This window comes from Stenotrophomonas sp. Nf1 (assembly GCF_003028475.1).
Lineage (GTDB): Bacteria > Pseudomonadota > Gammaproteobacteria > Xanthomonadales > Xanthomonadaceae > Stenotrophomonas.
The window spans coordinates 64647-77851 of sequence record NZ_PYTV01000014.1; the positions used below are offsets into that span (position 1 = coordinate 64647).

At 66.9% G+C, this 13205-nt stretch carries 10 protein-coding genes; 5 read left to right on the forward strand and 5 right to left on the reverse strand.

Annotated elements, in window-relative coordinates:
• The first annotated feature begins 21 nt into the window (after window positions 1-21).
• The 5 genes from dsbG to C9412_RS19900 all read left to right on the forward strand — a co-directional run bounded on the left by dsbG (window position 22) and on the right by C9412_RS19900 (window position 7478).
• Entirely contained in the window at window positions 22-864 is an 843-nt protein-coding gene (dsbG, locus tag C9412_RS19880; protein WP_107233175.1) for a thiol:disulfide interchange protein DsbG, read from the forward strand.
• Window positions 865-1377: 513 nt separating this feature from the next.
• Window positions 1378-2808: a DcaP family trimeric outer membrane transporter gene (locus C9412_RS19885; protein ID WP_107233176.1), complete on the forward strand. Its 1431-nt coding sequence runs from the start codon at window positions 1378-1380 to the stop codon at window positions 2806-2808.
• A 77-nt stretch (window positions 2809-2885) separates the two neighbouring features.
• The gene (gene adiC, locus C9412_RS19890; protein ID WP_107233177.1) at window positions 2886-4238 is read left to right on the forward strand and encodes an arginine/agmatine antiporter; all 1353 of its coding nucleotides are present in this window, start codon (window positions 2886-2888) and stop codon (window positions 4236-4238) included.
• A gap of 20 nt (window positions 4239-4258) precedes the next feature.
• On the forward strand, window positions 4259-6547 hold the full coding sequence (locus C9412_RS19895; RefSeq protein WP_107233178.1) for an Orn/Lys/Arg decarboxylase N-terminal domain-containing protein: 2289 nt from the start codon (window positions 4259-4261) through the stop codon (window positions 6545-6547).
• 28 nt (window positions 6548-6575) lie between these two features.
• A complete protein-coding gene (locus tag C9412_RS19900; protein WP_107233179.1) occupies window positions 6576-7478 on the forward strand; it encodes a cation diffusion facilitator family transporter in 903 nt (300 codons plus the stop codon).
• A 256-nt stretch (window positions 7479-7734) separates the two neighbouring features.
• Here the strand turns inward: C9412_RS19900 and C9412_RS21020 are convergent, their stop codons facing one another.
• The 5 genes from C9412_RS21020 to C9412_RS19925 all read right to left on the reverse strand — a co-directional run bounded on the left by C9412_RS21020 (window position 7735) and on the right by C9412_RS19925 (window position 13196).
• Window positions 7735-8448: an energy transducer TonB gene (locus C9412_RS21020; protein ID WP_107233180.1), complete on the reverse strand. Its 714-nt coding sequence runs from the start codon at window positions 8446-8448 to the stop codon at window positions 7735-7737.
• Window positions 8441-9241, reverse strand: a complete 801-nt coding sequence (locus C9412_RS19910) for a ChaN family lipoprotein (protein ID WP_107233181.1) — start codon at window positions 9239-9241, stop codon at window positions 8441-8443. Before C9412_RS19910 ends, C9412_RS21020 begins: the two co-directional genes overlap by 8 nt.
• Window positions 9228-11699, reverse strand: a complete 2472-nt coding sequence (locus C9412_RS19915; protein WP_107233182.1) for a TonB-dependent receptor — start codon at window positions 11697-11699, stop codon at window positions 9228-9230. Before C9412_RS19915 ends, C9412_RS19910 begins: the two co-directional genes overlap by 14 nt.
• 64 nt (window positions 11700-11763) lie before the next feature.
• On the reverse strand, window positions 11764-12690 hold the full coding sequence (locus C9412_RS19920) for a FecR domain-containing protein (protein WP_107233183.1): 927 nt from the start codon (window positions 12688-12690) through the stop codon (window positions 11764-11766).
• Window positions 12687-13196 carry a sigma-70 family RNA polymerase sigma factor gene (locus C9412_RS19925; RefSeq protein WP_107233184.1) on the reverse strand — a complete coding sequence of 170 codons (510 nt, stop codon included), beginning with the start codon at window positions 13194-13196 and terminating at the stop codon, window positions 12687-12689. The genes C9412_RS19920 and C9412_RS19925 overlap by 4 nt, the downstream gene beginning before the upstream one ends.
• Between the last annotated feature and the right edge of the window lie 9 nt (window positions 13197-13205).

Sequence of the window (13205 nt, forward strand, 5' to 3'; positions counted from 1 at the left end):
GCATCTCACTACGGAGTTCCCATGTTGTCCACTTCCCTGCGTACCGCACCGGCGGTGCTGTTGCTGCCGGTTCTGCTGGCGTTGGCCGCCTGCAGCCAGGCCCAGACCCCGCCAGGCAAGACGGCGGCGGCACCGGCGGCGGGTGCGCCGGCCACCACCGCCAAGGGCGACCGTCCTGCGGTGCTGAAGGGCATCGAGAAACACGGTTTCGAAGTCGTTGCCGAGTTCGATGCACCGGGCGGGCTGCGCGGCTTCGCCGGCGTGGTGGGCGGGCAGCAGCCCGCTGCGGCCTATGTCACCGCCGATGGCAAGAATGTGCTGGTTGGCAGCCTGTTCGATGCCGAGGGCAATGACGTGGCGGCCGAGGCGGTGGAGAAACTGGTCGCTGCGCCGATGTCGGCCAAGATCTGGACCAAGCTGGACGCCAGTGCCTGGGTGCGTGACGGCAAGGCCGACGCCCCGCGTGTGGTCTATACCTTCAGTGATGCCAACTGCCCGTACTGCCACAAGTTCTGGGAAGCGGCGCGACCGTGGGTCGATGCCGGCAAGGTGCAGCTGCGCCACATCATGGTGGGGGTGATCCGCGAAGACAGCCCTGCCAAGGCGGCTGCCATCCTCGCCGCACGCGACCCGAGCGCGGCGTTGCTGGAGAACGAACGCCAGTTCGACCGGGGTGGCATCAAGGCACTGCCGAGCATCAGCCGTGAGATCGCCGGCAAGCTCGATGCCAACCAGGTGTTGATGATCGAGATGGGCTTCCAGGGAACGCCTGGCATCCTGTTCCAGGATGCCCAGGGTCAGGTGCAGCGCCGCTCCGGCCTGCCACAGGGGAGCGATCTGCAGACGGTGCTGGGACCGCGCTGAGCAGCGCCATCGCTTTGCTCTGAAGTGCGGGCCCGCATGGCGACATGCGGGCCCGTTGCATTTCGTGCGGCTGGCGGACACAACCGCTTGCGCACGATCTGTTGCGGGTCACGTCTGAATCGTGACTGAGATCAAGCATTACGCCTTGATTCCAATCAAGGCCAAAAACGACAGCTGTACTAGCCTTTGACGCATGGAATACAGCGTCAGCGCGCCCTGCATGCTGCGCCGCGGCCGCCCTGATCCGGGCGCAACGGTACAGCCATTCACGACACTCTCACCCTCCGCTTGTTACCCAGACCGCTGCGGTCGCCACCTCTCTGGCAGCGCGGCCCTGATGGTGATGGCATGGGTGGAGATGGGGCAGTGTCATCGTCCTGTTGCCTGCGAAGGGCAGGCTCGCCGGTGTCGTCAACGCAGTACCCGCATTTCCAGCAACGGCAACGTGTGGCCGGGGCGGCACCTGTGTGCGGCCGGGCAGCGCGATGCGAGTGTTCGCCCGGGGAGGAAGCAATGCGCTTGGCGGTACTGAGTCTGGCCTGCTTGACGGCACTGGCGATCACGCCAGCGTATGCACAGCAGGGGGAGCCGGAAGATGCACAGGCGTTGCGCCGCGAGATCGCCGCCATGCGGCAGGCGTTGGAAGGCATGCAGCAACGGCTGGACCGGCTTGAACAGCGCGATGCTGCTCCGGCGCAGGCCGCGCCATCGGCGGCGACGCGCGTGGCCGCTTCCGCCCCCTCCGATGCCATCCATCGCACCCAGGTGCCGGGCGTGGCGCAGCCGGTGCTGCCGCAACGCGACTCGGTGGCCGATCCGTCCACCGCGGCATCGCGACCGGACAGTGCCGCTGGTCCAACCGATCCAGACCTGAAGGGGTTCTTCGCGATTCCTGGCACCGATACCGTGATCCGTATCGGCGGCTACGCCAAGCTCGATGCGATTGCCGATTCGCGCGCGGCCGGTGACGAAGACCAGTTCATTCCTTCTTCGATGCCGGTGGGTGGCAGCCACCGCGATGTCTCCAATTTCAACATCCACGCCAAGCAGACCCGCTTCAGTTTCGAGGCGCGGCGCCCGACCACGCACGGCAACCTGCGCTTCTACCTGGAGAACGACTTCTTCGGCAGCAGTGACGGCTACCAGTTCCGCCTGCGTCATGCCTATGGGCAGCTCGGCAACACCTATGCCGGCTATGGCTATTCCAGCTTCATGGATGCCGACAGCCTGCCCGATACCCTCGATTTCGCCGGCCCCGGTGGCGCTGGCTACCTGCTGGTGGCCGGCGTCCATCACAACTTCGCGATGGGCAAGGGCAACACCCTGACTATCGCTGCCGAAGACCCGGAGACCGAACTGGCCGGTGCCAGTGATGAACGCGCCGCGGTGAACCGCTTGCCCGATGTCACGGTCACCGCGCGCATGGAGCGCGACTGGGGCCACCTGCAGCTGGGCGCGGTGGCACGCAGCCTGGCCTACGACGGTGAGGGCGAGCGTGACCGGCGCATGGCCGGAGGCCTGCAGCTGAGTGGCTCGGCCTCGGTGGGCGAACGTGATCTGCTGCTGTTCGGCGCGCTGGGTGGCCGCGGCCTCAGCCGATACACCGCCGACCTCACCGGGTCGGGCCTGGATGCCGTGGTGGATGCCGAGGGCCGTCTGGATGCCCTGGACCTGCATGGCGGCTTTGTCGGCTACACCCACTACTGGTCGCCACTGTGGCGCTCGAACCTGATCGTCGGCCAGCTGACTCTGGAACGTAACGCGGCGCTGGCCGCCGACGCCTTCCGGCAGAGCCGCTACGGCGTGTTCAACCTGATCTGGAGCCCGGCCCCTTCGTGGACCATGGGCATGGAACTGCTGTACGGGCGGCTGGAACAGCAGGGCGGCGCGCGCGGCGACACCGTCCGGGTGCAGGGCAGCCTGCAATACAACTTCATCAAGTAGGCGCCAGCGGCTGCACGCCAGCGCAACCCGTCCCCACGCCCGGCCGTACCGGGCTCATGCCAGTACAGGAGATTGTCATGGCAGAAGCAAAGAAAATCGGGGTGGTCGGAGCCACCTTCCTCGTCGCCGGCAACATGATGGGTTCCGGTGTGTTCCTGTTGCCGTCCAGCCTGGCCAAGATCGGTACCGCCTCGATCTGGGGCTGGCTGATCACCACCGCCGGTGCACTGCTGCTGGCCTTCGTGTTTGCCAAGCTCGGCAAGCTGGCACCCAAGGCAGGCGGCCCGTATGCCTATGCGCGCGACTGGTTCGGGCCGTACATGGGCTTCCAGACCAATACCATCTACTGGTTCGCCAACTGGATCGGCAACGTTGCCATTCCGATCGCAGCAGTGGGCTACTTCAGTTACTTCTTCCCGATCCTGTCCGAGCCGCTGGTGCGTTGCATCGCGGTGCTGGTGCTGGTGTGGGCGCTGAGCTTTGCCAACATGATCGGCCCGGCCTTTGTCAGCCGCGTGCAGACGGTCACCACCAGTTTCGCGCTGGTGCCGATCCTGGGCATCGCCATCTTCGGATGGTTCTTCTTCGACGCCGACATCTTCAAGGGCGCCTACAACGTGTCCGGTGAATCCAACTTCGGGGCGATTTCCAGCGCGGCGGCGCTGACCCTGTGGGCGTTCATCGGCGTTGAATCGGCCTCGGTGACTGCCGGTGTGGTCGAGAACCCGGAAAAGAACGTGGCCCGCGCGACGCTGGCCGGTGTGTTCCTGGCGGCGGTGGCCTACATCGCCAGCTCGTCGGTGATCATGGGCATGGTGCCCAACGGCGAGCTGCAGACCTCCGATGCGCCCTTCGCGCTGGCCGCGGCCAAGGCGGTGGGTGGCTGGGGCGGGGCGCTGGTCAGCCTGTGTGCCTTCATCGGTGCGGCCGGCTCGCTGGGTGGCTGGATCCTGCTGACCGCACAGAGCGCCAAGGCCGCCTCTGACGACGGCCTGTTCCCGAGCATCTTCAGCAAGACCAACAAGGACGACGTGCCGGTCAAGGGCGTACTGATCGTGGCGGTGCTGATGACCCTCGCCGTGCTGGTCACCTCCACCTCGGAAACCGCGTCGGCACAGTTCGACGTGATCACCTCGGCAGCGGTGGTACTGACCCTGCTGCCGTACATCTACTCGTGCGTGGCCTGCTATTTCGTGGTCGAACGCTCGCACACCATCATCCATACCGGCGCGTTCTGGACGCTGACCAGCCTGACCGTCGTGTACTGCCTGTGGGCGATCTACGGCTCGTCGGGAACCATCGTGCAGTACGCCTTCCTGTTCGTGCTGTTCATCACCGTGTTCTATCCCTTCTTCAGCGAGGAGCGCCGCCAGCAGCGGCAGCGCGCCCGCGAGGCCTCGGCCATCACCGCCAGTGCCCAGCGTTCCTGAGTTAGACAAGGAGAATCAACGTGTATTTCAAGTCCCTGGACTATCCGGTCATTGTCATCGACAACGACTACGAGTCACCGCGCATCGGTGGCATCCTGATCCGTGCGCTGGTGGAGGAGCTGCGCAGCAACGATCAGCGCGTACTGTGCGGCCTGAATCTGGATGATGCCCGCGCCGGTGCCCGTACCTACGTAGCGGCCTCGGCGGTGCTGATCTCGATCGATGGCAGCGAGGAAGTGGATGGCGAGTTCCAGCGCCTGACCGCCTTCCTGCGCGAGCAGAGCGCGCGCCGTGCCAACCTGCCGGTGTTCCTGTACGGTGAGCGCCGCACCATCGAGAAGGTGCCGAGCAAGCTGCTCAAGTACATCCACGGCTTCATCTTCCTGTTCGAAGACACCAAAAGCTTCATCTCGCGGCAGGTGATGCGCGCGGCCGAAGACTACATGAAGAACCTGCTGCCGCCGTTCTTCAAGGCGCTGATCCATCATGCGGCCGAATCGAACTATTCCTGGCACACGCCCGGACATGCCGGCGGCGTGGCGTTCACCAAGTCGCCGGTCGGCCGTGCGTTCCACCAGTTCTACGGCGAGAACACCCTGCGCAGCGATCTGTCGATCTCGGTGCCTGAGCTGGGTTCGCTGCTCGACCATACCGGCCCGATCAAGGACGCCGAGGAAGAGGCGGCGCGCAACTTCGGCGCCGACCATACTTTCTTCGTCACCAACGGCACCTCCACCGCCAACAAGATCGTCTGGCATGGCACGGTGGCGCGAGGCGACGTGGTGTTCGTCGACCGCAACTGCCACAAGTCGCTGCTGCATGCGCTGATCATGACCGGTGCGGTGCCGGTGTACTTCACCCCCAGCCGCAACGCGCACGGCATCATCGGCCCGATCAGCCTGGACCAGTTCACGCCCGAGTCGCTGCAGCAGCGTATCGCCGCCAACCCGCTGGCCAGCAAGGCCTACCAGGCCGGCTCCAAGCCCCGCATCGCGGTGGTGACCAATTCCACCTACGACGGCCTGTGCTACAACGCCGAGAAGATCGCCGACGAGATCGGCAGCGCGGTCGATTTCCTGCATTTCGACGAAGCATGGTATGCCTACGCCGCGTTCCATCCGTTCTACGAGAACCACTACGGCATGGCCAAGGGCAAGCCGCGTGAGCAGGATGCGATCATCTTCACCACCCATTCCACGCACAAGTTGCTGGCCGCGTTCTCGCAGGCGTCGATGATCCACGTGCGCAATTCGGCGCAGCGCGACCTGGATGCCGAGCGCTTCAACGAGTCGTTCATGATGCACACCTCCACCAGCCCGCATTACGGGGTGATCGCGGCCTGTGATGTGGCGTCGAAGATGATGGAAGGCGAGGCCGGCCGTTCGCTGGTGCAGGAGATGCATGACGAGGCGATCGCCTTCCGTCGCGCGATGCTGCACGTGCGTGACGATCTCGGCCGCGACGACTGGTGGTTCAGCGTGTGGCAGCCCACCAAGGTCGAGCGCAGTCTGGACAAGGGTGATACGCCGGCACCGCTGGTGGCCAAGCGCGAGGAGTGGTACCTGCAGCCAGACGGGCATTGGCACGGCTTCGAGAATCTGGTCGACGACTACGTGCTGATCGACCCGATCAAGGTGACCCTGCTGACCCCGGGCCTGGCGATGGACGGCAGCATGGGCACGCTGGGCATTCCGGCGGCGGTGCTCAGCAAGTTCCTCTGGGGCCGCGGCATCACCGTGGAGAAGACCAACCTGTACTCGGTGCTGTTCCTGTTCTCGATGGGCATCACCAAGGGCAAGTGGAGCACGCTGGTCACCGAACTGATGGCATTCAAGGAACTGTACGACCGCAACGCACCGCTCAGCCAGGCACTGCCGTCGCTGGCCGCAGACTATCCGAACGCCTACGCGGGTTGGGGCCTGCGTGACCTGTGCGACGCGCTGCATGCGTTCAACCAGGAATTCTCGGTGGCCAAGGTGATGCGCGAGATGTACGTGGACCTGCCAACGCCGGTGATGACCCCGGCCGATGCCTACAACCACCTGGTGAAGGGCGAAATCGAACGGGTCGACATCGAGCAGCTCAGCGGCCGCGTCGCAGCCACCATGCTGGTGCCGTACCCGCCGGGCATCCCGACCATCATGCCGGGCGAGCGTTTCGGCGACAGCGACGAACCCATCATCCAGTCGCTGCGCATCGCCCGCGAGCAGAATGCCCGCTTCCCGGGCTTTGAGTCGGACGTGCACGGGCTGATCATCGAGCAGGACGGCGATGTGAGCTCGTACCGGGTGGAGGTGCTGAAGGCCTGACCGGCGACGGTCGGCCCTTCGGCGAACAATGGAGACCGCGCGCGAGCAACGCATCCTGAAGTTCTCCATCGGGGTCACCATCGCGGTCAGCGCGGTCGGCTTCAGCGGTGGCCTGCTGGTGGGGTCGCAGGCCATCCTGTTCGACGGCGTGTACAGCCTGGTCGACGTGGCGCTGACCCTGGTGTCGTTGTCGGTGTTGCGGCTGGTGGCGCGGGAGCAGAGCCCGCGCTTCCAGTACGGCTACTGGCACCTGGAGCCGATGGTGGAGGCGCTGGGCGGGGTGATCCTGTCGCTGGCCTGCGTCTATGCGCTGGCCAATGCGGTGATTGGTTTGACCACGGGCGGACACGAAGTGAAATTCGGACCTGCGCTGTGGTGGGCGGCATTGCTGAGCGCCAGCAACCTGGCGATGGCGGCATTCGTCGCGCAGCGTGCGCGGCGCCTGCGCTCGGCGTTGTTGTGGCTGGACGTGCGAGGTTGGCTGCTGGGTGGGCTGATGAGCCTGGCGGTGGTGCTGGCCTTCGTGCTGGCACTGGCGTTGCACGGCGGCGACTGGCACCACTGGGTGCCGTACCTGGATTCGATCGTACTGGCGCTGATCAGCCTGGCGGTGCTGCCGGTGCCGGCGCGCAGTGCCTGGAAGGCGATGCGTGAAGTGCTGCAGGTTGCGCCCGACGATCTGGATCGGCGCGTGCAGCAGGTGATGCAGGCATTCGTGGCCGAACGCGGCTATGCCGGCTTCACCAGCCATGTGGCGAAGATGGGGCGGATGCGCTTCATCGAGATCCACGTGCTGACCGACCCGTCTACCCCCTTGGGAACGGTGGGCGGAGTCGATGCGATGCGTGATGAGATCGCCGTGCGGCTGGATGCGCGTGGCAGCACGTTCTGGCTCACCATCGATTTCACTGCCGACCCGGCGTGGACGTAGCGTCGAGCTTGCTCGACGGCGCCACGCATGGTTGCCTTCTGCCTGCCTGTAGAGCCTAGCCCATGCTCGGCTGCTGATCGCATGGAGCAGCCGAGCGTGGGCTCGGCTCTACAACTGCCGACCGCGTGAAGCCGTCGAGCAAGTTCGACGCTACGGACGGGGCGATCGTTGCGTGCGGCGGACTGCTCTGTTGCACCGGATGTATTTGACCTCAACCCGGGTTGAGGTCACAGACTGCCCCACAGTTCCACACCGCCTAGCGCAGGTAGTACTCCACGGGCACCACCAGTTCCTGCGGTGCCTTCAGCTCGGCGGGAATCGGCGGCAGCGGCTGCGCGCGGCGGAAGGTCTGCAACGCTGCGTCATCCAGCATCGGCTGGCCACTGGGCTGCTCCAGCCGCAGTGCCAGCAGGCGACCTTCGCGGTCGATGCTGGCCCTGACCCAGGCAGTGCCCTGCTGGCGCCGCGAGCGTGCGGCGGCGGGGTAGTAGCGATAACGCTCCAGCCGCGCCATCAGGCGGGCTTCCCACTGGTCGCTGGCGGCGCCGGCCTGGAGGTCCGCCGGTGGCGCGTCTGGAGCGGGCGGCGCGGCCGTGATCGATGCCGGTGCGGGACTTGCATCGGTCACGGCCGCTGGCGGGGCGACCGGCAGCGGCTGGCGGCCACGGCCACCGGTCTCGCTGGCAGCCAGCTCGCCCTCGCGCGCGGCGGTGGGCGTGGGCGGCGGCGGTGATTTGGCAGGTTGCGAGGCGCGCGCCTGCTGGGCTTGGCTGGGCGTATCGGCCTGGCGTTCCTCCAGCGGCTGCGGTGGCGTGGCCGGTGCCAGCAGACGCAGGCTGATGCGTACATCCTGTTCCGGTGGCGGCAGCGCCGGAGGCGCCGTTACCCAGTGCACCAGCAGCAACAAGGGCAGCAGGTGCAGGCCGATGGTGATCGCCATGGCCTGCCAGTGTTGACCGCGCTCACTCATCGCCGGTCACCCACAGCAGATCGGCGTCAGCGGCATCGATCACTTCGCCGGGCGAGGCGAGGGCAATCACCAGGGTGGGGACGGCCGGCGGCAGGTAGCCTGGCACTCCGGTACCGCGCAGCACATGCCAGCGGCCGGCAATCAGCAGCGCCGGTGCCGGTGCGCTGGCCAGTACCTGCGCCATGCGGGTGTCCCGCGCGTGCTGAACGGCCAGCATGCCGTCCAGCATCGGTGCTGCGTCCGCGTGCTGGGCCAGTAGCACCGCCGCCAGCCGCTGGCGGGCAGCGGCGACCGGGAAGCGCACCGGGTCGGTCGAAGCGAGCAGCGTGTTGACCTCTCCGCGCGACAGGTTGGCGCCATGCAGCGCAGTTCCTGCATGAGTCGCGGCCTCCACCACAGCGCCGTAGGCGCTCCACGGCCAGCGCGGATCCCAGTCCAGCAGTTCCTGCAATCGCGCGCTGTCGGCCTGGTTGCCCTTGCTCAACCAGCGCTGCACGCGTTGCAGACGTGGCTGACGCTCGCTGGCGATCATCTCCATCACCAGTGCGCCCTGTGCGCGCTCGCGCTGCAGTGCCAACAGCAGCCAGCGCTGTGCGGCATGATCGCCCGCCATGTCGTGACGCTCGCCCAGCAGCAGGCGCTGCGCGCCGGCGGCGCGCTGCAGGAACGTGGCTGCGTCCAGGGGCTGGCCGCTGGCCAGGTCGATCACCGTGCCAGGCATCGGCTGCGCGCCGACCATGCCCGCCAGCGCCAGCAGGCACAGTGGCAGCCAGCGGCGGCTAGAACGCCACATTGACGCCCATCGAGACGGTACGGCCGCGGCCGTTGCCGCGGTCCAGGATCGGGCTGAAGATGCTGTCGATCGAGGCATTGTTGTCATAGGACTTGTTCTGCAGGTTTTCGATGTTCAGCCACAGCGTGGTGTTGGCCTGCGGCTTGAAGCTGGCGTAGAAGTCCAGCAGCACCCCGGTGCCGCCGGTCTTGCGGGTCTGGAAGAAGTCGTAGCCTTCTTCGGTCGGTCCGGAGTACTCGGCGCGCAGGCCGGCCTGCACGCGCTGCTGCCACCAGCGACCGCCCACGTCCAGGGTCCAGTAGCGGTCGGGCAGGGCAGTGATGTCTTCCAGGTTGACGAATTCGATGGCCGGCGCACTGGTACGCGAGCGGGTCCAGCTGAGCGTGGCGTGGTAGCGCTCGCTGGCGTAGTGCGCTTCCAGCTCGACGCCGTGCATGCGCACCACACCGGGATGGTTCATCCAGCGGGTCGTGGCAGTGAAGTCGTCCGCATCCAGCACGTCGGTCCAGGCATTGAGCTGCGGATCGCTGTCGATTGGCACCACCAGCGGCTCCACTTCCGGCGGATGCACGATCAACAGGTACTGCGGCTTGATGTAGTCGCGGATGCGGTTGTCGAAGCGGGTGATGCGCAGCTGCGCCAGGTCACCATCGACCAGCAGCGAATCGGTGCTGAGATTGGCACCGAACTGCAGGTTGCGTGAGCGCTCGCGGCGCAGGAACGGATTGGCACCGATACCGTCGGCGACGCTGGCGTCCTCCAGCGGGATCTTCTCGAAGAACATTTCCTGCACACGCGGCGGCCGCGAGGTGCGCGAGACTTCAGCGAACAACTGCAGCCAGTCGGTGGCCTGCAGCGAGAGCGCCAGGCTGGGACTGAGTGCGCGCTCGCTGCGGCGCACGTCGATGTCACCGCCATTGATCTGCGTGCATTGGCCCGGAACATCGGAACACACCGGAATATGGCCGCCGATGCGATAGCGATCCTGGCGCAGGCCAGCGGTCAGCGCGTAGATGTCGTACTGCAGTTCCAGGGTGCTGAACACGCTGTCCAGCTGGCTGCGGCCCTGCGGGTTGGCGCCGCGCAGGATAGGGGTGTCGGCCACGTAGATGTCCGACTGGTGCTTGATGCCGGTGTTCCAGCGCGCCTGCAGGGCGCCGATATCGAAGCGGCTGGTGTTGTCGAGCGTCCAGCTGCTGAGGCTGCTGTGGGTGCGGCGGCCGATGTAGTTTGAATCCTCCACCGGCGGATAGAACAGCCGGGTCTTGTTGCTGGCGAAGGTCGCACGCAGGTCGATCCACGGCGTGTAGGGTGTGTAGTGGTAACTGGCGCGCTGGTTGCGAGCGGAAATCTGCCACGGATAGTTGTGGTAGAAGTCGTTCTCGTAGCGCATGTGGCTCAGGTCGAGCCGATGCTGGTCGCTGGGTTGCAGGCGCGCTTTCAGCAACCAGCTGCTGGGCTGCTGGCTGCCCGGATCGGCGTTGTTCTTCTGCCCATGGGCGGTGGCGTATTCGCTGTTGCGGCTGCTGCTTGCGGCAGCCAGCAGGCCGAACTGGCGGTCGCCACCTTCTTCGCTGTGACGCCAGGCACCGGCGAAGGTGCGGCCATTGCCGTAGCCATTGTTCCCTTGGCGGTAGCCGGCACGCAGGCCCCAGTCACGGCCCTCGCCGAGCAGATCGTCGATGTCCAGCGTGCGGAAGTTGGCACTGCCGGCCAGCGTACCGGCGCCATCACCGCCGGCTACCGCACCACGCTGCACGTCCACACCGGCGAGCAGGAACGGATCGACATAGGCGAACGGGCCACCGGAGCCATGCCCGGCGTTGTTGCGGAAGGTCTGGGTGACCCCATCGATCATGGTGTTGACCCGGCCCGCGCCGGTCATGCCCCGGATATTGACCTGCAGCCCGGGCTGGCTGCGCGAATGGAAGCTGTGCGTGCCGGGCATCGAGCGCAACAGGCTGTTGCCCTCCTGGCGTTCGGCCATGGCCACGCGTTCGCTGCCGACAGTCGGCGCGAAACCATCGCGGGTGGCAGGGACGTACTGGCTGGCACCGGCACCGGGATCATGGCCGAGCGCATCGTGGCCCTGCACACGCAGCGGGCCGGTGCGGCGGCTACCGTCGCCGGATTCGGCCGGTGCCGGCTCCAGCGTGGCGCGGCGTGCATCGATGAAGCGCGGTCGCAGGCCACTGCCGAGCAGCAGGCGCGACAATGCCTGGGCGTCGTCGAAGTCGCCTTGCAGTGCAGGTGCGGTGTGGCCGGCAGGCAGCGCCGCGCCAATCACCAGGTCGACGCCGCTCAACCGGCTGTAAGCGTCCAGCGCGCTGGCCAGCGGCTGGGCGGGGACATCGTAATGACGCGATGTTGTCTGTGCCTGCGCGTGGGCGGGCAGCGACGGGAACGCGCTGGCGCAGGCCAGCGACAGGGCGAGGACAAGGGGGCGGTGGCACAGCATCGGGGGCTCCAGGGGCTGACGCAGAGCGTCGTCATCCCGGGTAGACGCGTGGGCAGGGCCGATGTCAGGGTGCATCGCGTCGCCCCGTGCGCGGGGGCAGCCAGACCTGCAGGTTGCCGCCAAGGCGCAGCACGCGCACATGCAGCTGCGCCGCCAGCTGGTCGCGGCTGTGGGCGGCGCCTGCGGTGCTGCCAAGCAGCGTGACCGGCTGCTGGCGCAGGCGCGCGCCGACGATCCAGGTGTGGCCACCATGCCAGCGATCAAGGTCCTGGACGACCTCGCCCAGCGGTGTGGAGACCCAGTGCAGGCGCCGCTCGCGCCAGGCCAATGCGCCCGGATCGGCGGGCACGGTCATGCCCGGGCCGACGCTGTCGAAGCGCAGTTGTTCACCCTCGGCAACCACGGCATGGCTGTTGCCGCTGTCCACGCGGACGCGATGCTCGGTAACCGTGACCCGGCTGCTGCTGTCCAGCACGGCCAGGTCGAACGCGGTCCCCAGTGCGGTCACCGTGCCTTGCGGCGTGTGCACCTGGAACGGGCGGACCGCATCGGCAGCTACCTCGAAGCCGGCCTGGCCGCGTTGCAGCTGCAGCTGCCGGCGTTGAGCATCGATGCGGACATGTACTTCGCTGCCCGGCGACAACCGTACCCGCGTGCCATCCGGCAGCCGTTCGTCACGGATCTCACCGGCGGCGGTACGCAGCACCTGTGCAGGCGGTGGCGAGGCATGGCGGCTGTACAGCCCAAGTGTGCACAGCAGCAGGACCGCGATGCCGGCCTCGCGCAGGCGGCGGCGCTGACGGCGCTGTTGCTGGCGTTGCAGGCTCGGCAGGGCAGCACCGGCCTGCCACAGCTGCTGCAGGTGCCGGTACTGCGCGGCGTGGCGTGGATCCGCCTGCAGCCACTGCTCGAACGCGGGTTCGTCGCGGTCGCCGTCGTGGCCATCCAGCCACCAGCGCGCGGCTTCGCGTGCGATCGTCTCCTGGTTCATGCACCTGGCACCCGCTGCAGGGTGACCAGCGCGCGCAGCAGATGACCGTGCGCGGTCTGCCGGCTGATGCCGAGCTGGCGGCCGATTTCAGCCAGCCCCAGCTGTTCCACCCGGGCCAGCAGGAACACCTGGCGCGAGCGTGGTGGCAGCGCGGCGATGATCGCATCGAGGTGGCGCAACTGTTCGGTGTCGAGCAGGCGCTGTTCCGGCTGCGGTGCCGGATCAACCAGGGCCAGCACATGCGCATCCTCCAGCGGTGCTTCGCGGCGACGCTGGCGCTGGCGGTAATGGTCGGCAATCAGATTGTGGGCAACGCGATACAGGTAGGCGCGGCCATTGCCCAGCAGACCGCTGGCAGCGACCTTCAGGAAGCGCAGCCAGGTTTCCTGGACGACGTCATCGGCGTCGCAGCGTTGCGGGAGTTTGTGGCGGACATGGGCATGCAGCGGCCGGTAATGGGCCGCGCACAGCTGCGCGACATCCGTCTGTTCGACAGGCGTGGACACGGGGCGGGC